Annotated in this window: 18 protein-coding genes; 8 read left to right on the top strand and 10 right to left on the bottom strand. The window is 62.0% G+C overall.

The window, feature by feature from the left end; genetic code table 11:
* Positions 1–359: 359 nt before the first annotated feature.
* Entirely contained in the window at positions 360–1,622 is a 1,263-nt protein-coding gene (locus BMX92_RS01255; RefSeq protein ID WP_177184893.1) for a right-handed parallel beta-helix repeat-containing protein, read from the top strand.
* Between the two features lie 61 nt (positions 1,623–1,683).
* Here the strand turns inward: BMX92_RS01255 and BMX92_RS01250 are convergent, their stop codons facing one another.
* Both BMX92_RS01250 and ilvD read right to left on the bottom strand, forming a co-directional pair.
* Positions 1,684–2,784, bottom strand: coding sequence for a glycosyltransferase 61 family protein (locus BMX92_RS01250; protein WP_093010658.1), 1,101 nt, complete (start codon positions 2,782–2,784; stop codon positions 1,684–1,686).
* A 319-nt stretch (positions 2,785–3,103) separates the two neighbouring features.
* Positions 3,104–4,954, bottom strand: a complete 1,851-nt coding sequence (ilvD, locus tag BMX92_RS01245; protein ID WP_093010656.1) for a dihydroxy-acid dehydratase — start codon at positions 4,952–4,954, stop codon at positions 3,104–3,106.
* A 220-nt stretch (positions 4,955–5,174) separates the two neighbouring features.
* Here ilvD and BMX92_RS01240 point away from each other — a divergent pair, with 220 nt between their 5' ends.
* Together BMX92_RS01240 and BMX92_RS01235 are read left to right on the top strand one after the other, a co-directional pair.
* Complete coding sequence (locus BMX92_RS01240) at positions 5,175–6,056, top strand: LysR family transcriptional regulator (protein WP_093010654.1); 882 nt, start codon at positions 5,175–5,177, stop codon at positions 6,054–6,056.
* 89 nt (positions 6,057–6,145) lie between these two features.
* Positions 6,146–6,820, top strand: coding sequence for a L,D-transpeptidase family protein (locus tag BMX92_RS01235; protein ID WP_093010652.1), 675 nt, complete (start codon positions 6,146–6,148; stop codon positions 6,818–6,820).
* Between the two features lie 51 nt (positions 6,821–6,871).
* On the opposite strand, the gene BMX92_RS01230 is transcribed toward BMX92_RS01235, so the two are convergent.
* A complete protein-coding gene (locus tag BMX92_RS01230) occupies positions 6,872–9,295 on the bottom strand; it encodes a TonB-dependent receptor (protein ID WP_093010650.1) in 2,424 nt (807 codons plus the stop codon).
* Between the two features lie 252 nt (positions 9,296–9,547).
* Here BMX92_RS01230 and BMX92_RS01225 point away from each other — a divergent pair, with 252 nt between their 5' ends.
* Entirely contained in the window at positions 9,548–10,849 is a 1,302-nt protein-coding gene (locus tag BMX92_RS01225) for an MFS transporter (RefSeq protein WP_256213236.1), read from the top strand.
* A 42-nt stretch (positions 10,850–10,891) separates the two neighbouring features.
* Here BMX92_RS01225 and ahpF read toward each other — a convergent pair whose 3' ends face one another.
* From ahpF to betI, 3 genes are all read right to left on the bottom strand, one after another.
* Positions 10,892–12,472, bottom strand: a complete 1,581-nt coding sequence (ahpF, locus tag BMX92_RS01220; protein ID WP_093011282.1) for an alkyl hydroperoxide reductase subunit F — start codon at positions 12,470–12,472, stop codon at positions 10,892–10,894.
* Between the two features lie 176 nt (positions 12,473–12,648).
* Positions 12,649–13,212: an alkyl hydroperoxide reductase subunit C gene (gene ahpC / locus BMX92_RS01215; protein ID WP_093010648.1), complete on the bottom strand. Its 564-nt coding sequence runs from the start codon at positions 13,210–13,212 to the stop codon at positions 12,649–12,651.
* A gap of 139 nt (positions 13,213–13,351) precedes the next feature.
* Positions 13,352–13,990 (bottom strand): transcriptional regulator BetI, encoded by a 639-nt coding sequence (gene betI / locus BMX92_RS01210; RefSeq protein ID WP_093010646.1) that lies wholly within the window; start codon positions 13,988–13,990, stop codon positions 13,352–13,354.
* Between the two features lie 113 nt (positions 13,991–14,103).
* On the opposite strand from betI, the gene BMX92_RS01205 reads away from it, so the two are divergent.
* Positions 14,104–14,562: a hypothetical protein gene (locus tag BMX92_RS01205; protein WP_093010644.1), complete on the top strand. Its 459-nt coding sequence runs from the start codon at positions 14,104–14,106 to the stop codon at positions 14,560–14,562.
* A gap of 64 nt (positions 14,563–14,626) precedes the next feature.
* On the top strand, positions 14,627–14,947 hold the full coding sequence (locus tag BMX92_RS01200; protein ID WP_093011279.1) for a hypothetical protein: 321 nt from the start codon (positions 14,627–14,629) through the stop codon (positions 14,945–14,947).
* A gap of 222 nt (positions 14,948–15,169) precedes the next feature.
* Here BMX92_RS01200 and BMX92_RS01195 read toward each other — a convergent pair whose 3' ends face one another.
* On the bottom strand, positions 15,170–15,508 hold the full coding sequence (locus tag BMX92_RS01195; protein WP_093010642.1) for an ArsR/SmtB family transcription factor: 339 nt from the start codon (positions 15,506–15,508) through the stop codon (positions 15,170–15,172).
* A 289-nt stretch (positions 15,509–15,797) separates the two neighbouring features.
* Between BMX92_RS01195 and BMX92_RS01190 the strand changes: the two genes are divergently transcribed.
* Complete coding sequence (locus BMX92_RS01190; protein ID WP_093011276.1) at positions 15,798–16,925, top strand: site-specific DNA-methyltransferase; 1,128 nt, start codon at positions 15,798–15,800, stop codon at positions 16,923–16,925.
* 123 nt (positions 16,926–17,048) lie between these two features.
* A complete protein-coding gene (folP, locus tag BMX92_RS01185) occupies positions 17,049–18,176 on the top strand; it encodes a dihydropteroate synthase (RefSeq protein WP_093010640.1) in 1,128 nt (375 codons plus the stop codon).
* 153 nt (positions 18,177–18,329) lie between these two features.
* On the opposite strand, the gene BMX92_RS26780 is transcribed toward folP, so the two are convergent.
* The 3 genes from BMX92_RS26780 to BMX92_RS01175 all read right to left on the bottom strand — a co-directional run bounded on the left by BMX92_RS26780 (position 18,330) and on the right by BMX92_RS01175 (position 20,181).
* A complete protein-coding gene (locus BMX92_RS26780; RefSeq protein ID WP_143066697.1) occupies positions 18,330–18,683 on the bottom strand; it encodes a hypothetical protein in 354 nt (117 codons plus the stop codon).
* A gap of 381 nt (positions 18,684–19,064) precedes the next feature.
* Positions 19,065–19,550: a GNAT family N-acetyltransferase gene (locus tag BMX92_RS01180; RefSeq protein ID WP_093010638.1), complete on the bottom strand. Its 486-nt coding sequence runs from the start codon at positions 19,548–19,550 to the stop codon at positions 19,065–19,067.
* A 4-nt stretch (positions 19,551–19,554) separates the two neighbouring features.
* Positions 19,555–20,181 carry a hypothetical protein gene (locus BMX92_RS01175; RefSeq protein WP_093010636.1) on the bottom strand — a complete coding sequence of 209 codons (627 nt, stop codon included), beginning with the start codon at positions 20,179–20,181 and terminating at the stop codon, positions 19,555–19,557.
* Positions 20,182–20,257 lie beyond the last annotated feature (76 nt).

Here is a 20,257-nt window from a genome sequence, read left to right as displayed (position 1 = left end):
CCCGCCGGAGCAAAAGCTGCACGGCGGGGCCAAGGTTCAGGGAGGTGTCACTCCAAAGGGGGGAAGAAGTGACAAGTGACAAGACCTATATAGGGCGTCTGGATGAACCTTCAATGAGCGGATGGTGGATAATCGAACGGCACGGTCTGTGCTGCCGGCATATATGCCGAAGCGGGCATGTGTCGCACAACAGGATGATAGACGAATCCTCTGGGGCGGATGCCCGATCAAAGGCCCGCATCTCGTTGACCGCCAGAGCCTGACACCACAACATGCCCAAGGCTTGATAACGGGGCTGGCTGGCGCAACCTTACGCCTCGTTTAACCGTTATCAGCAACTGATGGCGGCAGGAGTTGAAATGGTGAAGCCTTATGCAATGCTCGCTTTGGGAGCCATGCTCCTCGGGTCCGGCGCACAGGCGCGCGAGCCGGTGAATATCCTCAAACTGCTGCCCCAGACGTCTCCCACGACCGATTATACCGAAATTCTTCGGAACAGCTTCGGGAAGGGGCAACAGGTCAGAATGCCGAATACCGGGAAGCCTTATCGCGTTTCCGGAGAGATTCAGGTCAGCGGCGCTGACGCAGCGCTCATCTGCGATCGCGGTACCATTATCCAGTCAGTCGCGACCTCGGGCCGGTTCGTCAATTCGTCAGCGCCGCGCACCACCATCCGAGGATGTTTGTTCGATGGGCAAGGTCGCGGTGCAGGCGCCGGCCGATCGTCGTCGGAAGGCTTCCAATGGATCGGCGGGGGCGCGAAGAATGCGGGGTCCTTCGTATTTTACGGTGCCAGCAAAGGTCTGATCCAGAATGGGACATGGGAAAATAGTTCGAATTCCGCCATCATCATAGGCGCAGAGTCCTCCCAGATCAGCATTCTCGACAACCATTTTCAGAATAACGCGGCGTTCGGGGTTTCCATCAACGGAGGATCCCATGATGTTCTGGCGAGGGGAAACTGGACGACCAGTAACGGACTGGAACTGTTGGGCGCCACTTATTCCACGCACCACATCACTTGGACAGGCAACCGCGCCAGCGGAACCGGCGACAACTGCTTTTCCATGAGCGGAAGTAACAGCGTGGTGCAGAATAATGAGGCCATCGGTTGCGCCTTCAGCGGGATCGGCGTCTTTGGCTCCAACAACCTGATCACGCGCAACACAACCAAGAATAATGGCCAATGCCTTGTTCCGACCTACAAATATTACAAGCCAAGGTGTGGAGCGACTGCATCGGGCATCAATGTCATGGGCGGATATGGCGGTGCCGGACAGAATAACACCGTCATCAACAATGTGACGGATGACAATCAGGCCCGAATGACGCAAAATTATGGCGTGCGTGCCCGGTGGGGCTATCAGGCATGGAAGCCAGCGGCCCGTTATAAACCGAAAAGCTATATTTACAGCAATGGCGCCATCTATCTGTCCACCGATGGCGGGGAGTCTGGTACGGTCCAGCCCAAGCACAGCCAGGGCGATGGTTCGGATGGTGGCGTGATGTGGACCTTCCTTGCCAAAGTGCCGAACCGAACAGCCGCCTCCTCAGGCAATGTGATCAACGGGAACAAGAATATGAGAGCGCGCCTTGCCCCCCAATTGACCAATCCTGAATGATAGTCGGGCGCGGGCCGGTATCATATCCGGGACCGCGCCTTTCTGGCGAAGCCTTCCGCTATCAGCGAAAAGCGCGCTGCGAGAATGTCATGCCGCCTCTGGGCCGCAGCGCTTTCTCAACCATGGCCTCTAGCATATCCCCTTGAGGACTCGACCATCGTTCCCCAGAAATAAACCCGCGATTTACAAGCAGATCGCGCAGCTTGGCGAAATCAATCACGCTTCTGGCCTTGAGATAGTCGCTACCGTCGTTCGGATAGATCAGCCGGTCTATGCAGGAGGGATTTTTTATGTCGGGCCCGCCGAAGGATTCCATCAATCGCAGATAGATAGAATGCACGCCACGTCGCCAGATGACGAATATGTCCTGATCGGGTTCGCACGCATAGGACATCAGATGAACCGGTGAGCCTTCTGCAGCGACGATTTTTTTCGCTGACCGGTAAAGACGAAATTGCTCCGCGATGCTCAGTTCCTGAGGGTGCACAATCTCATAGCCCTCGGCGATCAGATTTGCCTCGATGTTCTCCTCCAGAAAGAAGCCGCCCTTGGAGTGACCGAGTTTGGATCGGGACACGTAAATCTTCTCGGGGCCGTCTAGAGGCTGGGACTTCAACGGGTCAAACAGCCTGCGCACCATGGGATGGCCATTGGCATAGCCCGTCGGCACATCGCAAATCTGCGATGGCACTGCCAGCAATTCGAATTGTGTCGGCTCAGCCACGATAGTGATGGGGCCATGCCATCCTAAAGACTTGATAAAAGCAGCAGCGAAATTGGGTGGCGTTCGACCGAGATGGCGATCGTAGAAGACCAGTGATTCATAGTCGCCTTCAAGCTCGCGAATGGCCCAAAGTCGCGCAATGCTCTCAGTCACGAAATGACCAAAATGCCAACCATGCAACAGCCCGCCAAAAATATGCTTTCCAGCCATTTTCGTCTTGACGTCTGCAATGGAAAGTGGCGCTGTGACATTCCTGAAACGCCCCTTTACCTGTACGCCAGTATCGCAAATCCGGCCGTCCGGGAAATAGACCCCGCCATCGAATGTCCCGAGTTCACCCCTGCTCTTTGCTGTCTCCAGCGTCACGAGGGGGCAAACAATTGCATTATGAACCATTTCGATGACAGCGCGGCCATTGAATCCATCGTGAGAGATCATCAAAAAGCCTATAATGCTGAAATTAATAAGGATTGTAGACGTGTTACATGGACTGTCAACGGCCTTGTCACATAGCGCCTAGGAAGGTCAATCTTCTAATCACTTGTCATTATTACGCCGTTCTGACGGTGTTGGGCATTCTGATCTCTAAGAACCGATTGAGGATTGCAGCGCACATGTTGGTATAAACCACACTTTCAGCGTCCCCGTGCCGCTTCAGCGCAACATCATAGGCGGGCCAAAACGGAAGCCATCACCTTGTGACGCAACAAAGCCATTTTAGGGGAAGGCGACGGCACAGGCCGCCGCCCTTCCGGGATCAGCGTTCGATCTGGCTGACGTCGCGCACCGCGCCCTTGGCGGCGTTGGTGGTCATCGCGGCATAGGCGCGCAGGGCCGGGGAGACTTCGCGCTTGCGGCCGAAGGGTTTCCACGCCTTGGCCCCGCGCGCTTCCATCTCGGCGCGGCGTTCGGCCAGCAGCGCGTCGTCCAGATCGACCTTGATGACGCGGGCAGGGATATCGATGACGATCGGGTCTCCCGTCTGGACCAGCGCGATCATGCCGCCCTCGGCCGCTTCGGGCGAGACGTGACCGATCGACAGGCCCGACGTGCCGCCGGAAAAGCGCCCGTCGGTGATCAGCGCGCAGGCTTTGCCCAGCCCCTTCGACTTGAGGTAACTGGTCGGGTACAGCATTTCCTGCATACCTGGGCCACCCTTGGGCCCTTCATAGCGTATGACGACGACGTCGTTCGCCTTCACCTCATTGCCAAGGATACCGGCGACCGCCGCATCCTGGCTTTCATAGACGCGCGCCGTGCCGTGGAAGACCAAGATGCTCTCATCTACGCCCGCCGTCTTCACGATGCAGCCTTCGGGCGCCAGATTGCCATAGAGCACGGCGATGCCGCCATCCTTGGAAAAGGCATGCTCAACAGAGCGGATCACACCCTTTTCACGGTCGGTGTCCAGCTCTTCCCAGCGCTCGGACTGGCTGAAGGCGGTCTGTGTCGGCACGCCACCGGGCGCTGCGCGATAAAAGTTGCGCACTTCCTCGCTATTGGTGCGGCCAATATCCCAGCGGGCGAGCGCGGCCGACATGGTCGGCGCATGCACGGTCGGCAGCGATCCATCGATCAGGCCGCCACGCTCCAGTTCGCCCAAAATCGCCATGATGCCGCCTGCGCGGTGGACATCCTCCATATGGACGTCATTCTTGGCCGGTGCGACCTTGCACAGGCAGGGCACGCGGCGCGACAGCCGGTCGATATCCGCCATGGTGAAGTCGATGCCGCCTTCGAACGCGGCGGCCAGCAGATGCAGCACCGTGTTGGAGGAGCCACCCATGGCGATATCCAGGCTCATCGCATTTTCGAACGCGGCGAAATTGGCGATGTTGCGCGGCAGGACGCTCTCGTCATCCTGCTCATAATAGCGCTTGGTGATGTCGACGATCAGATGCCCCGCCTCGCGGAACAGCCGCTCGCGATCGCTATGGGTGGCCAGCGTCGAACCATTGCCCGGCAGCGACAGGCCCAAAGCTTCGGTCAGGCAGTTCATCGAATTGGCGGTGAACATGCCCGAACAGCTGCCGCAGGTGGGGCAGGCGGACCGTTCGATGGTCTTCACTTCTTCATCGGTGTAATTTTCGTCGGCGGCGACGACCATCGCGTCGACCAGATCGAGCGCGACCTTCTTGCCGCGCACGGTCGCCTTGCCCGCTTCCATCGGCCCGCCCGACACGAAGACGACGGGGATGTTGAGGCGCATCGCGGCCATCAACATGCCGGGCGTGATCTTGTCGCAGTTGGAGATGCACACGATCGCGTCGGCGCAATGGGCGTTGACCATATATTCGACGCTGTCGGCGATCAGGTCGCGGCTGGGCAGCGAATAGAGCATGCCGCCATGGCCCATGGCGATGCCGTCATCGACCGCGATGGTGTTGAATTCCTTGGCGACGCCGCCCGCGGCCTCGATCTCGCGCGCGACCAGCTGGCCCAGATCCTTCAGGTGGACATGACCGGGCACGAACTGGGTAAAGCTGTTGGCGATGGCGATGATCGGCTTGCCGAAATCCTCGTCCTTCATGCCCGTCGCACGCCAGAGGCCACGAGCGCCCGCCATGTTGCGGCCGTGGGTGGTGGTACGGGAACGATAGGCAGGCATGACTCAGGTCCTTCAGGGAATATTCGCGGTCCCTCTACAGCCGGGAACCGGGCTTTGAAACATATTATTCCTTTTTTGGATGCATTGCGTCATTTTCTTGCGTCCGATTATCGCACTCGCCCGACATTCCGGCGCGTGGGCCAGCGCAAGCGGCATTGCCCGCGCGGATGCGCCAAAGGCGCATTCCCAAACAGACTCTATACCGCCATAGATATTCTCTATGATCGATCGCTATCCCATCCGCTATTTTCTGGCCGTGGTCGACCATGGCAATTTCTCCCGGGCGGCGGCGCAATGCCATGTATCGCAACCGACCCTGTCGGTCGGCATCGCCAAGCTGGAACGGTCGCTGGGCACGGCCCTGTTCGAACGCAGCAACCGGCGCGTCGAACTGACGCCCGCCGGCGCCCGCTTCGCCGTCCACGCCCGGCGGATCGAGGCGGAATTCAATCAGGCTGAACGATCGGTCCATGGGCAGGATGCGCAGGCGACGATCCGGCTGGGCATGCTGACGACCATCCCCACCGCCTGGCATGAAGCGCTGGCGCGCGCGCTGCGCCCCCATGCGGCGACGGAGCGGGTCGAATTTGTCGAAGCACGCGAACGCGACCTGATCGACCGGCTGGCGCGCGGGCGGATCGATCTGGCGCTGACGCTGGTGCGAACGGAGGATGATCGCTTTGTCGCCGAACCCCTGTTCGATGAAGCCTATCGGTTGGCGCTCAGTCTGGATCACCCGCTGGCCGCCACCTCCTCCGTGCCGGCGGAGGCGCTGGCCGACAATGTGATGATCGCGCGCCGCAATTGTGAGGCGCTGGCCGATACCAGCCGTCATTTCACCGCGCGCGGCGTGCGCCCCTTCTTCGCCGCCAAGACCGCGAATGACGATCGAGCGCTGGCGCTGGTGCGGGCGGGGCTGGGTGTGACGGTGATGCCCGCCTGCTTCGCCCAGTCGGGGATATCCATGCCGGACCTGGCGGGCTTCACCCTGACCCGCACCATCGGCCTGCTGGTGGCGCCCCATGCCGATGCCGCACGCCTGCGCGCCACCGCCACCTATGGCGTGACCGCAGCGCTGATCCGATCGCTGACGCAGGACTGATCCGCGCAAATATTGTCCCAAGGCGGGACCGGACAGCCCGTGCCCGAAACGGGGCTGGCGCTGCTGCTTTGCATGGTTAAGAAAGCATTATGCATGTTTTCCGCCTCCCGCCCTTGCGCCTGTTAGCCCTTGGGCTCGCGGCCGGATTGCTCTCCGCGTCGTCTGCTGGCGCGGCGGATATGCTGGCGGACGCTGCACTGGCGCCGGGCGGCTATCGCTGGCTGGAGGAGGGCGGCAGCGACGGTCCGCTCTACATGATCGTCAGCATCGAAAAACAGCGCGTCCATGTCTATCGCGGCGACCGGCTGATCGGCATCGCCAGCGTCTCTACGGGCATGAAGGGGCATCGCACCCCGACCGGCGCCTATCCGATCCTGCAAAAGCGGGAATGGCACCGCTCCAACCTGTACAGCAATGCGCCCATGCCATTCATGCAGCGCCTGACCTGGGACGGGATTGCGCTGCATGCCGGGCATAATCCGGGCTATCCGGCCAGCCATGGCTGCATCCGTCTGCCCTATGCCTTCGCCCGCCAGCTCTTCACGCTTACCCGGATGGGCACGCTGGTCGAAGTGACGCAGGCGCGGCTGACGGCGGCGCTGAAGCTCGATCCGCTGGTGCTGAGCGATCCCGGCAGCGCGGTGGTGAGTTTCGGGACCGGTAGGGGATCTGGCATGATCGCGCCGCCCGATGCCGAACAGGACGGCGTGCCGATGCTGGAAATCGATCCGGCGATTTTCGGGCTACGCCTCTCGCACCCCTGATATCCACTAGATAGAAAAGGGGGCTGCGGTTGGCAGCCCCCTGATCCATCATCAATATTTGATGTTCAGCGTGGCGATGGCCGTGCGACCCGCCGCCTGGTTCGCATAATGCGAGCTATAGGCCTTGTCATAATAGCGCTTGTTCAGCACGTTCTGGACGTTGACCTGCAACTGGATCGCGTCGCTGAAGCTGTAGGAGGCGTTGCCGTCAAAGCGCCAGTAGCTGGGCACCATACGGGCAAGGGTCTTGCCGATGACGACTTCGCCACTGCTGTTGACCGACCGGGTGTCTGCATAGCCGCCATAGACCTTGCCCATATAGATCGCGCCGCCGCCCACGGTGAAGGCAGGGATGATCTTGTAATTGGTGAAGGTCGTCAGGCTGTGCTTGGGCGTGTTGGGGAAGCGCTTGCCGGTGGTCGCGGCCGGCGCATAGACGCCCGACGTCGCGGTATAGCCGCCGTCGACGATTTCCGAGTCCATATAGGTGTAACCGCCGAAGACATTCCATTCCGGCGTGATATTGCCGTTGAAGCTGAATTCGATGCCGTGGATGCGCCGTTCACCGATGAAGCTGACCGTGCCATTGGCGTCGGTAGCGCGGGCATTCTTCGTTTCCGTGCGGAATGCGGCCAGCGTCAGCGCCAGGCTGTCGTTCAGCAGGTTCCACTTGGTGCCGACTTCATAGGATTTGGTCTTTTCCACCTTCAGCGCGTCGGTCAGCGCTTGCGACGAGGTGTTGAGCGCATTGCCCTCCGAACCATTGGCCAGGAAAGCACCCGGAGGCGTCGCGGCGGTCGCGGTCGACACATAGATGCTGCCGTTCGACGCGGGCTTGAAGACCAGGCCGACATTATAGGTCCACAGGTCGTCGGTGCGCTTGTAGCTGACGCGGTTCGCGGTCGATGCCAGGGCAAGGCCCGGCGTGACCGTCGTTTCATAGCGATCGTAACGGCCGCCGATATTCAGCAACAGCGCATCGCTGAAGCTGATCGTGTCGAAGAAGGACGCCGACTTGGTCGTGGTGGCCGACTTGGTCCAGGTCTTCTGGGCGCTCAGCGTAATCGGCGCTTCGACCGATGACTTATCATTCAGATAGCTGACCCAAGGGTCGTAGGGATTGGGATCGGTCAGGCTGGTGCAATTGTAAAGCGCGGTCGATGCCGCACCACAACGTCCGCCTTCCAATACGGTGAAGGACGTGCCGGTGGCAATCGTTCCGCCCGTCGAGTTTACATAGCTGCCGTTCCAGGCGACTTCTTCGCTGAATTCCGCGCTGGCGGCGAAGCTGTTCTTGATGCCGCCGATGGTGAATTCGCCCGACAGGTCGGTCTGGTTCAGCAGGCCCCAGGTTTCGCTGTAGCGGCTGTTGATGCGGCGCCACACCTGACCATTGGCGACATTGCCCTGGCTGTCGTCGGGCTGGGTCCAGACATAGCCCTGCTTGCTGGTGCCGTACCGGCTGGTGTTGCGCAGGGTGACATTGCCGTCGAACTGATGTTCGAAGCGGAAGGTCAGGTTGTCGACATTGGTCTTGCGGAAATCGCGATCGGCCAGACCATAATAGGCGCCGCGCGGAACCGACACCGTCTCGCCGGCGGAATTAGTGTAGCTCTTGGCCGGACCGGTTTCGGTCACGCCGGTGGGGGCGTTGTTGATGGTATAGAGATAGGGGATGCCCGAATCCGGCAGCTCGTCGGTTTCGAGATGATAATAGCTGATGGTCAGGCTGGTGGGGCCATCAAGGCCCAGCTTGATCGAGGGCGCGACGCCCCAGCGCTTCGACCAGATGGCGTCGCGACCGGCGACATCCTGATCATGCCACATGGCGTTCAGGCGCACACCGACGAAATCGTTGATCGACTGGTTGATGTCGATCGTCGCGCGCTTGTAATCGGCATTGCCCAGCGCGCCGGTGGCCGCGACGAAGCGATCCGCCGTCGGCGCCTTGGTGACCAGATTGATGGAGCCGCCGGCATTGCCGCGACCGCCCATGCTGCTGTCCGAACCCTTGACGACTTCGATCTGCTCGACCGCGAAGACTTCGCGGCTCTGCGCGCCGACGTCGCGCACGCCGTCCAGATAGGTGCTGGCCTGCGAATCCATGCCGCGGATGAACGGGCGGTCGCCCAGCGGATTGCCGCCTTCACCAGCGCCCAGCGTGATGCCCGGCACGGTGCGCAGCGCTTCGGTCAGCGACGCGGCGGCGGTGTCCTTGATCAGCTGCGCGGGAATGACGGTCACGCTCTTGGGCGTGTCCAGCAGCGGCGCGGTATATTTGGGGGAGGAAGGCTTGTCGACCTTATAGCCCTGCTCGTCGATCGCGCTGTCGGTGACGGTCACCGAACCCAGCTTCTGGCCTTCGCCGGCACCCTGCTCCTGTGCGGCGGCAGCCAGCGGCATCGACACCATGCCGACGCAGCTCAGTGCGAGGAAAGTGGGCGTCAGCTTCGACGCATGGGCGGATTTTGACATGGAAACTCCCTGAATCAGTCTTTTCTCAGGGCGCTAATGCGAATGATTGCCAGATTATGCAATATTCATTGCGAGGCGTTAGCAATGAATGTCCGGCCGGTTACAATTTAGTACATTTCTCTCGGTCGGATCGCGGTGCATGGCGTAGCGGGCAGCGGGTGATGCGATTCCTGCGCCGATGCGTGGTTGGACTGGCGCCGCTTTTCCGGCACGATGCGCGTCGATGCCGCGACGAGCAGAGAAGGAGGGCCGATGCTGGCCGATCGCATGTCCAACCGGTCGCTGTTGATCGCGGGCCTGTCCACCATTGTCGAATGGTATGATTTCACCCTCTATCTCTATCTTGCGACTTTATTGTCCCGCACTTTCTTTGGCGGTGGCGCGGTCGGACTGGGCGATGCGCTGGCGGGCTTTGCCATCGCCTATCTGATGCGTCCGGTCGGCGCGATCATCTTCGGCCATATCGGCGATCGCCACGGGCGGCGGCGGGCCATGCTGCTGTCGATGGGTATGATGACGGCGGCGATGCTGGCGACGGCCATGCTGCCCACTTATGCGCAGGTCGGGCCGATGGCGGGATGGCTGATGATCGGGCTGCGCTGTCTGATGGCCTTCTCCGTCGGCGGCGAATATACCGGCGTTGTCGCCTATCTGCTGGAAGGTTCGCGGGCCGAGCGGCGTGGTCTGGTGACGTCGCTGGCGTCGGCGGCGAGCGAGGTGGGCGCACTGCTGGCGGCGGGCGTTTCGGCGATCGTCGTCGCCTCGCTGGATGAAGCCGCGCTGGCGGCATGGGGATGGCGCATTCCCTTTTGGGTCGGAGCGGCGCTGGCCGGGGTGATCCTGCTGGCGCGATCGACCATGGAGGAGACGCCCGATTTTCTCCGCCAGCGGGCGGAAGCCACGATCCCGCAAAATCCGCTGCGCTACAGCCTCCGCCATCATCGCGCTGCGATCGGCCGGGGGTTCGCGATTTCGGCGCTGGGATCGATCAGCTATTATGTCGGCATCACCTATGTCCCCGCTTTCCTGTCCGCCATGGGGACCACGGGGGAGGCGGATGCGCTATGGCTGGCGACGCTGGCGGCATTGGCCGTGATCATGGTGACGCCGCTCACCGGCTGGCTGAGCGACCGCATAGGGCGACGGCCGGTACTGGTGGGGCTCGCGCTGGCGGGCATGACGCTACCCATGCTGATGTTTGCGATGATGCAGGGGGCCTTTGCCATGGCGCTGGCCGGCGCGGTGGTTCTCGCCTGTCTGGGCGGGGCGGTCAGCGCGGTGGGGGCGGTCGCCACCGCAGAGCAATTTCCGGGAGAAGGGCGGCTGAGCGGCCTCGCCTTCGGCGCGACCAGCGCCACCGCGCTGTTCGGCGGGCTGACGCCCTGGCTGGCGCATCTTCTGGTGGAACGCAGCGGCTGGGCACCGGCGCCGGGCGCTATGATCGCAGTGGTGGCGCTCTGCGTGCTGCCGGTGCTGGCGCTGCTGCCAGAAACCGCGCCGAGCGTGTTGGGGAGACGCAAATCTGCCGATTCGTTACAGGACAGGCCGATTTAGGGCTGTTCCCCGGCCTGCGCCGGGGAACGCATGGTTTATGCCTTACGCCGCCTGCGCGGCCTCTTCGCTGGCGGGCAGGCGGATCAGATAGTCGAAGGCGGAAAGGGCCGCCGTCGATCCCGCACCCATGGCGATCACGATCTGCTTATAGGGAACCGTCGTGCAGTCGCCCGCCGCGAAGATGCCCGGCTGGCTGGTTTCGCCGCGCGCATCGATCTCGATCTCGCCGCGTGGCGACAAAGCGATCGCGTCCTGCAACCATTCGGTGTTCGGCACCAGACCGATCTGGACGAAAATGCCTTCCAGTTCGACATCATGTTCGGTGCCATGGTTGCGGTCCTTGTAGGACAGGCCCGTCACCCGCTCGCCATTGCCATCGACCTTGGTCGTCAGCGCCGATGTGATGACCTTCACGTTCGGCAGGCTGGCGAGCTTGCGCTGCAACACCGCGTCGGCCCGCAACTGGCTGTCATATTCGATCAGCGTCACATGAGCGACGATGCCGGCCAGGTCGATGGCTGCTTCGACGCCGCTATTGCCGCCGCCGATCACCGCCACGCGCTTGCCCTTGAACAGCGGGCCGTCGCAATGCGGGCAGTAAGCCACGCCCTTGTTGCGATATTCGTCTTCGCCCGGCACGCCCATCTGCCTCCAGCGCGCGCCGGTCGACAGGATGATGGTGCGGCCCTTCAGCGACGCGCCATTTTCCAGCACGACTTCATGATAGCCGCCCTCGACCTTGCTCGGGATCAGCTTGGCCGCCTTTTGCAGGTTCATGATCTCGACATCATAGTCCTTGACGTGCGCTTCCAGCGCCGACGCCAGCTTGGGGCCTTCGGTGCGGCTGACCGAGATGAAATTCTCGATATCCATCGTATCCAGCACCTGACCGCCAAAGCGCTCCGCAGCGACACCCGTGCGGATGCCCTTGCGCGCCGCATAGATAGCCGATGCCGCGCCTGCGGGGCCGCCGCCGATCACCAGCACTTCGAACGGATCCTGCGCTTTGATCTTTTCAGCGGCACGCGCTTCGGCGCCGCTGTCGATCTTGGCGACGATCTGTTCCAGTTCCATCCGGCCCTGCCCAAAGGGTTCGCCGTTCAGGAAGATGGTCGGCACGGCCATCACCTTGCGCGCATCCACCTCATCCTTGAACAGCCCGCCGTCGATGGCGACATGGCTGATCCGCGGATTGAGTACGCTCATCAGGTTCAGCGCCTGCACCACGTCGGGGCAGTTCTGGCACGACAGCGAGAAATAGGTTTCGAACGCGAAATCGCCGTCCAGATCCTTGACTTGGCTGATCAGATCCTGCGCCGCCTTCGACGGATGGCCGCCGACCTGCAACAGCGCCAGCACCAGAGAGGTGAATTCATGCCCCATCGGTAGGCCCGCGAAGGTCACGCCGATATCCGTGCCGACGCGGCGGATCATGAAGCTGGGCCTGCGCTTGTCGTTACCGCTCACGACCGAAACCTTGTCCGACAGTTCGGCGATCTCGGTCAGCAATTCGTTCATTTCGCGCGACTTCGCGCCATCGTCCAGCGACGCCACCAGCTCGATGGGCTGCGTGATGTTTGCCATATAGGCCTTCAACTGGCCCTTGAGATTTGCGTCCAACATCTTGTGCTTCTCCATGGGGTTGGCGCGCCGCAGCGGGGCACGCGACTATCTAGTCGCCGGGATGGTGCGACCCGAAGGCCCGGCGTCAAAGATAGCGATGAATTTCGGTATAAAAACCCCGCCGGGCCGGGGAGTATTCTCGACCCGGTCCGGCAGGGGCCTTCTCAGGACTTTATTTAGATCTTGCCGACCAGGTCGAGCGAAGGCGCCAGGGTGGCTTCGCCTTCTTCCCACTTGGCGGGGCAGACTTCGCCCGGATGGCTGGTCCAGTACTGGAGCGCCTTGATCTTGCGCAGCAGTTCGGCCGCGTTGCGACCCACGCCCTCGGGGGTGATTTCAACCAGCTGGATCACGCCTTCGGGATCGAGCACGAAGGTGCCACGGTCGGCCAGGCCAACGCCTTCACGCAGAACGCCGAACTGGTTCGAAATGTCGTGGTTCTGGTCGCCCAGCATGAAATAGTTGATCTTGCCGATCGCCGGCGAGGTGTCGTGCCAGGCCTTGTGGCAGAAATGGGTGTCGGTCGACACCGAATAGACTTCCACGCCCATGCCCTGAAGGGTCGGGTAGATGTCGGCCAGATCTTCCAGTTCGGTCGGGCAGACGAAGGTGAAGTCGGCGGGATAGAAGAAGAATACGGCCCACTTGCCCTTCACGTCGGCATCGGTAACGTCGACGAACTTGCCTTCCTTGTACGCGGTCGCCTTGAAGGGCTTCAGGGGGGTGTTGATAAGAGCCATGGGCTGTCCAGTTCCTTTAACGGGGTTGCTGTTGCCTGACCCATGTAGGGATGCGGACGATTCGGGGGAAATTGGTTTTCTCGGATGGGTTAAGTGAGAAAAGCGATCACAGCCGATCCTATTGATCGACCGGATCGACTTATATGGCGATTGCCTGCCGCATTGCCTTCTCAACCATCGCCTGCGCCTCTTCGGGCGAAAAGGCCGATCGGTCGAGGCAGAGTTCCAGCCACAATCCATCGACCAGCGCCGTCAGGCTGATCGCCGCAATGCGCGCCTGCGCCTCGCTCATCGCCGGCGCAGCGGCGCGCAGCAGACTTTCCATCTGCGCGCGCGATCCGCCATAGACATCGGCATGGACGGCGGCGATCTGCGCATCGGACTTGACCAGGCTCCAGAAGGCGATCCAGGTGGCGAGCAGGTCCGGGTCCAGGATCGGCGCCTTGAAATTGGCCTGAAGGCAGGCGCTTAGCCGGTCCTTCGGATCGTCCCCGGCCGCCTCGATCGCCGCATCCAGCGCGGCCGACACTTTCGCACCGACCTCCGCATAAGTGGCGAGGATCAGTGCGTCGACACCGTCGAAATAATGGGTCAGCAGGCCGGACGAGACGCCCGCGCGCGCGCAGATGGCACGAACCGATGTGCCGCCAACGCCCTTTTCGGCCAGGCATCGCGCCGTCGCCTCGATCAGCGCCTGCCGCCGGACATCCGCCGCCTCGCGCACGAAGCGCGCCCGCTCGCGCGTCCTGCCCACTTTATTCTCCCGCTTCTGCGTCATTCTGTACCCCCCGGCGCCCTACGCCACCCTTTGAGCCTATGACAGGCAGGTGACAAGGGATCGAACCGGGCGGGAAAGGGGTTTCGATAGAAATAGTCCCTTCAGGAGATGTTATGATGATGCGCGCCCTTCTGATTCCGCTGGCTCTGCCTGTGCTGCTGGCCGGATGCGCCAGAGGCACGGACAATCAGGCGACGGCCAATAATATGGCGGCAGCGCCGACGATCGAGAATGTCGATGATGCCGACGCGGCGCCGGTCAATGGCGTCGCGGACGCGCGCCTGCCGACGGACGACTGGGTCGGAAAATGGACCGGGCCGGAAGGGCTTTTCCTGGATATCCAGCCCGCACAGGACGGGAAGCCGGGCCATTATGCGTTGACCAACAAGGATAATCTCGACCGGCAGGGGGATTATCCGGGCGTGGCCGAAGGATCGACCATCCGATTCGTCCGCGACGGGAAGGATCTGGCGATCCGCCCCGGCACTGGCGACGAGACGGGCTTCAAATATCTGGCTGGCAAGCAGGACTGCCTGATCGTCGTGCCGGGGCAGGAGGGCTATTGCCGATAAGCACAGGCCGCAAAGCGCATGCGCATGGGTGGCACGGGATCAGAAGCATGATATGGGCGCGGCCATGCAACATGTGAATACGCTCTGCGGTGTCGTGACCGTCGATGGCATCCAATATGAATGGGAACTGCGGCGCGAACCGCAGCGCAATGATTTTGACGGCTGGCTGGGCATGGTCGTCGCGCTGATGCAGGTGGATATGCAGCGCGGCGCCCTGCTGGAATTTCCTCCGCCCAAACGTCTGGTAAAGGGGCTGAAACCCGGCCGCCTCCAGATCAACGACGCGATCATCACACGCGGCATCCGCGCGGCTCTTGAGGCAGGATGGGAACCCACCTCCCGCGGCAAGCCGGTCACGTTCGAGGTCGACGCCGACGGCAATTGAGGCGTCGGGCGTCGGAGGGATGGTTTTCAAACATCAGGGCATCGCCTGTCAGTTCGAGATTACTTAAACTCCGTTCGGGCTGAGCCTGTCGAAGCCCTGCTCTTTCTTCGGAAGAAGTAAAGCCCCCTTCGACTGCCTGCCAAGGCAGGCGCTCAGGACAGGCTTCGACAGGCTCAGGGCGAGCGGATCATAGTTGAGGCGCGATCCTCTACGATGCGCCCTCTACCCGCTCAGCCCCTCCAGCGCCGTAAAGCGCTGCGACCATAGCGCGCCATGCACGGCCATCCACTGGATCACCGGACCCAGCCCCTTCACCCGCGCGGCATACCAGGTTTCGCGCCCGGTGCGGCGCGCGGTCACAAGGCCGGCACGCTTCAGCTTGGCCAGATGGCGCGACACCATCGGCTGGGATACGCCCGACCCGTCGGTCAGGGTCTGCACATTCTGTTCGCCGTCGCGCACCAGCGCCTCCAGCAGGGCGCGGCGCGTGCCGTCGGACAGGGCCTTGAACAGGGCGTCGGTGGCCAACTGATGGTCGGGGGAGGAGAGGGACTGATTCATGCGTTCCCATAATCATCGGGTTATGAATTGGTCAAGTTTCGGTGCGCCAAATGGTGCCAAAGCGGCGTTAACCAAAAAAAGTCGCAGGCCTGTCATCGCTGAGTCTTTTGAGTCACACCGCCCCATATGGAGTCTGTGGCGACTCGACCGACTCTACATCTTGTGGGTCCACGCTTCGTTCCGCCCCTTGTTAACCTTTTTCTGAAGCCCGACGGCTAAGTCGCTGATCTTGACGCCGGACTCCCGAGGACTCATCGCAGTTCCTCAAGACGAAATGGGGGCCAAGATCATGGGTGTTATGGAGCGCGTTGCAGCGCCGCGGCGGAAGAAGGCGATTGCGCCCGTCGAGATCGAGGCGAACCGCCTGCTGCGCGGCGACTGCATCGCCGAAATGGCCAAGCTGCCCGATGCGTGCATCGACATGATCTTTGCCGATCCGCCCTACAACCTTCAGTTGGGCGGCGACCTGTTCCGCCCCGAAGGCGGCCGGGTGGACGCGGTCGACAATGACTGGGACAAGTTCGACACGCTGGGCAGCTATGACCGCTTCACCAAGGCATGGCTGCGCGAAGCGCGCCGTATCCTCAAGCCCAATGGCAGCATCTGGGTGATCGGCAGCTATCACAATATCTTCCGCGTCGGCACCGCGCTCCAGGATGAAGGCTTCTGGATCCTGAACGACATCATCTGGCGCAAGTCCAACCCCATGCCCAATTTCAAGGGCACCCGCTTCACCAACGCCCACGAAACGCTGATCTGGGCCAGCCAGGGCGAAGATGCCAAATATACGTTCAACTACAAAGCGATGAAGACGCTCAATGACGAGTTGCAGATGCGCTCCGACTGGGTGCTGCCCATCTGTAGCGGGCAGGAACGCTTGAAGCGCAACGGGACCAAGGCGCACCCGACGCAAAAGCCCGAGGCTTTGCTCTATCGCGTCATGCTCGCCTGCACCAAGCCGGGCGATGTGGTGCTCGATCCCTTCTTCGGCACCGGCACCACCGGCGCGGTCGCCAAGCGCCTGGGCCGTCAGTGGATCGGCATTGAGCGCGAACCGGACTATATCGAAGTCGCGCTGGAGCGCATCGAAGCCGCCCTGCCGCTCGACGAATCCTCGCTCACCATCATGCAGACCGCGCGTCAGCAGCCCAAGGTCGCCTTCGGCACTTTGGTCGAAACCGGCTATCTGAACCCCGGCGCGGTGCTGACCGACAGCAAGCGCCGCTGGCAGGCGGTGGTCCGCGCCGACGGATCGCTCTGCGTCGGCACCGACAGCGGCTCCATCCACAAGATGGGCGCCACCCTGCAAGGCGCGCCAAGCTGCAATGGCTGGACCTTCTGGCATGTCGAGGTGGACGGCAAACTCGCGCCGATCGACAGCCTGCGCCAGACCTACCTGCTCGCCAACGAACCCTAAAAGCACAAACTTGCAATTCCGTTCGGGCTGAGCGAAGTCGAAGCCTTCCGCCGACCGAAGGGAAGCGGCTTCGCTTCGCTCAGCACCGCCCTTCGACTTCGCTCAGGGCGAACGGGAATAAAGATGTCCTTCTTGCCCACCATCCCGCCCCACGCCCGCCTCTACCTCAAGCCCGTCTGGTTCGTGCCGAGCCCGATCGGCCTGCCGGATGGCGCGGCGGCGCGGATGGCCAACGGGCTGCTCTGGTTTCAGGGCTATGAACTGACCGCGCTGGACGGCGCCCGCCGGATCGCGCGCGTCACCGTGCCGGTCGCCGGGTTCGAGGACGCGATCGCCGCGCTGCCCGATCCGCTCGCCCGGCGCGCCCGGCAACTGGCCGCCCATATCTCCGCCGTCCGCCCGCCGCTCCATCTGGGCGATCGCACCATCCGCTTCGACGCGCCTCAGGTGATGGCGATCCTGAACGTCACGCCCGACAGCTTCTCCGACGGCGGCAAGCATATGGCCGATCCGCAGGCGGCGGCCGACGCCGGTTTCGCCATGGCGGCGGGCGGCGCCGCGCTGATCGACGTGGGCGGCGAATCGACCCGGCCCAAGGCGCCCAAGGTCTGGGAAGGGGATGAGATCGCCCGCATCGTCCCCGTGATCGAGCGGCTGGCGGCTTCGGGCCTGCCGGTGTCGGTCGACACCCGCAAGGCGGCGGTGATGGAGGCGGCGCTGGCCGCAGGGGCCAGAATCATCAACGATGTCAGCGCGCTGGCCCATGATCCCCGCAGTCTGGAAGTGGTGGCGGCGGCCGGTTGCCCGGTCATCCTGATGCACGCCCCCTCGGCCGGTGACGATCCCCATGCGAATCCGGGCGGCTATGGCGATGTCGTGGCCGATATATTCGACCATCTCGAAGCCCGGATTGCGGTGGCGGAGGCGGCGGGCATCCCGCGTGAAAAGATCATGGTCGATCCGGGGCTGGGCTTCGGCAAGTCGCTGGCCGACAATCTGGCGCTGGTCAACGGCCTCGCGACCTTTCAGGGGTTGGGCGTCGCGCTGCTCTTCGCGGGCAGCCGCAAGCGCCTGATCGGCGCACTGTCCAACGAAGCGCCGGCGGCGGAGCGTCTGGGCGGCTCCGTCGCCCTGGCCTTCCGCGCGGCGGAACAGGGCGCCCAGATGGTGCGCGTGCATGATGTCCGCGAAAGCGTACAGGCGCTGCACCTGTGGCGGGGCCTGGCCGATGCGGGGCTGAGCGCGGTTTGATTGGGTTGCGGGGTTGGCCTATAATGGGGCTGGAAACGACGGTTCGAGCGGCTTTAGGAAACCTTCCGGCTGGCTCTTTCATGCATCTAGTCAGAGTGACAGGGCTTGTCGCGCACTGTCCCACTCTGATGGCTCTTAAGCCGCCAAACGACATTATCCGAAAATGCCGAATAGCTTTCTCGCACGCTTCCCAGCAGCGACACGTTCCATAGCGGCGGCAAGTTCTGATGTAGCTCTATAGGCTGCTGCCCGTCTGTGGGCGGGCAAATGTTGCTCAATCATGGACGGCGAAAACAGGCGGCATAGAATTCTGGAATAAGAGTGAGCTTCTTCGCGAGTTATATTTGCGCCATATCGGAGGTGATTCATCGGAAATTCTATAGCGTCAACATAACTATCGTATAAGTTATATTGAAGATCTTTTATCTCATCATATTCAATTGTGATATTGTCTGAACGTTTGTTTTGTAGAGATGTTAAATAATCGCTCAGTGCATTGTAGTCCATCGTCGTCCTGTCATTTCTGAGGAACTGTATAGCCCACATAGCATGTAGTGATCATTCGATGACTGTTAATTTATCACGTCTCAGCCACGACCGACCGTCTAATTTTGGTCAGAGTTGGTAATTCTGTAGCGTATGAATTTGCGACGTCTGAATCGCGTTGGCAGCGCCCACCGTCTATCTAGGATCTATGCACTTCCTCCCCCGGCAAGGCCGCTGTATCCTATTCCGGCACCCTCCATTAGGGTGTCACCCGAACATTCGCAGCACATCCCTCCGCGAAATAAAATGTCCAACTCTTGTTCCGGAATGTCAAAATCCGCGGGACATATGCGAAGTTAAGCGGCGCGTTTCCTATTTCATGGCCTTCCCCGCTGCCGCCAGTCAGGCGATGGTCAGCGCATAAAAGCGGCTGTCGACGGCCATTCTGGGAAAGGCGGACGGCAGGGTTTCGGGCTGCACCAGCGCAAAGCCGTTCTTTTCATAGAAGCGATGCGCGGCCAGAAAGCGATCCGTGGTGCCGAGGTAAATGTGCGACAGACCCCGCGCCCCGGCCGCCGCGATCAGCGTGTCGAGCAGTCCCTGCGCCACACCCGCCGCCGCGCCGCGGTGGCTGGCCGCGACGAACATCTTGCGCAGCGCGGCCTGACCCCCGCCAATATCCTTGAGCGCGATCGTGCCGACCAGCCGGTCGTCCTCATGCGCCACCCAGAAGCCGCCCGCACCCGGCAGATAGAAGCCCTCAATGTCGATCAGGTCCGGCTGGTCCGCCGCGCTGATCGCGATGCCATATTCGTCGCGCTGGATCGACAGGATCAGGTCCAGGATCGCCGGCTGGTCGGCAGGCGTGAAGGGGGCGATGCGGACCAACGGTTCAGTTGGCGGGCTTGGGCGCCGCCTCTTCCGCCTCGGCCTTCGGCGTGAACAGGCGCAGGCTGGCCAGCGCCGTGTCGGCCATGGCCTGATATTGTTCGCTCAGCATTTCGGGATAGACGAAGGTCGCGGTGACGATCGATCCGTCGGGCTGCTTGAGCAGGCGCAGCGACACATTATTGCCTTCGCCATCATTGGCGGTGCCGCGATATTCCGTCTCGCCGACGAAATCGCCATCCACCCCTTCGGCGCTGTCGTTGATCGCCTCGACAATCTGCTGGAGCGTCTGGTCGCCGTCATTCTTCTGCCAGAAAACCCGCACGTCCGCCCCGGCGCCGGGGTCCTGATAGACGATGCCTTCGGCATTGCTGGCGGCCTTGTCCATCACCCAGCCTTCGGGCAGCGTGACGGAAAAGCCGTGCGCCATATTCACATAATTGCGATTCTCGGCCTGTTCCTGCGCTTCGGCCTGCTGGTTGGCCAGCGCGCTGGCCGCGGCGGCATTGGCGGCGGCCGCCAGTTCCTCCTGACTGGGCAAGTCGCCCACCGGTTCGGTGCGGCCACAAGCTCCGATCAGCAGAACTGGCAGCAGGACGGGCAGGCAATAGGCGAGGGGGGCGTGTCTCATGCCTCATTCAAAAGCATAGCCGCCACCGGATTTCAACGTCGCACGATCACATCGCGCGGCGGTGCGACAACAGACG

The sequence above is a fragment of the Sphingobium sp. YR768 genome, from assembly GCF_900111125.1.
Lineage (GTDB): Bacteria > Pseudomonadota > Alphaproteobacteria > Sphingomonadales > Sphingomonadaceae > Sphingobium.
Note: the sequence above shows the minus strand (reverse complement) of the source record. Positions and strands in the feature narration are given on the sequence as shown.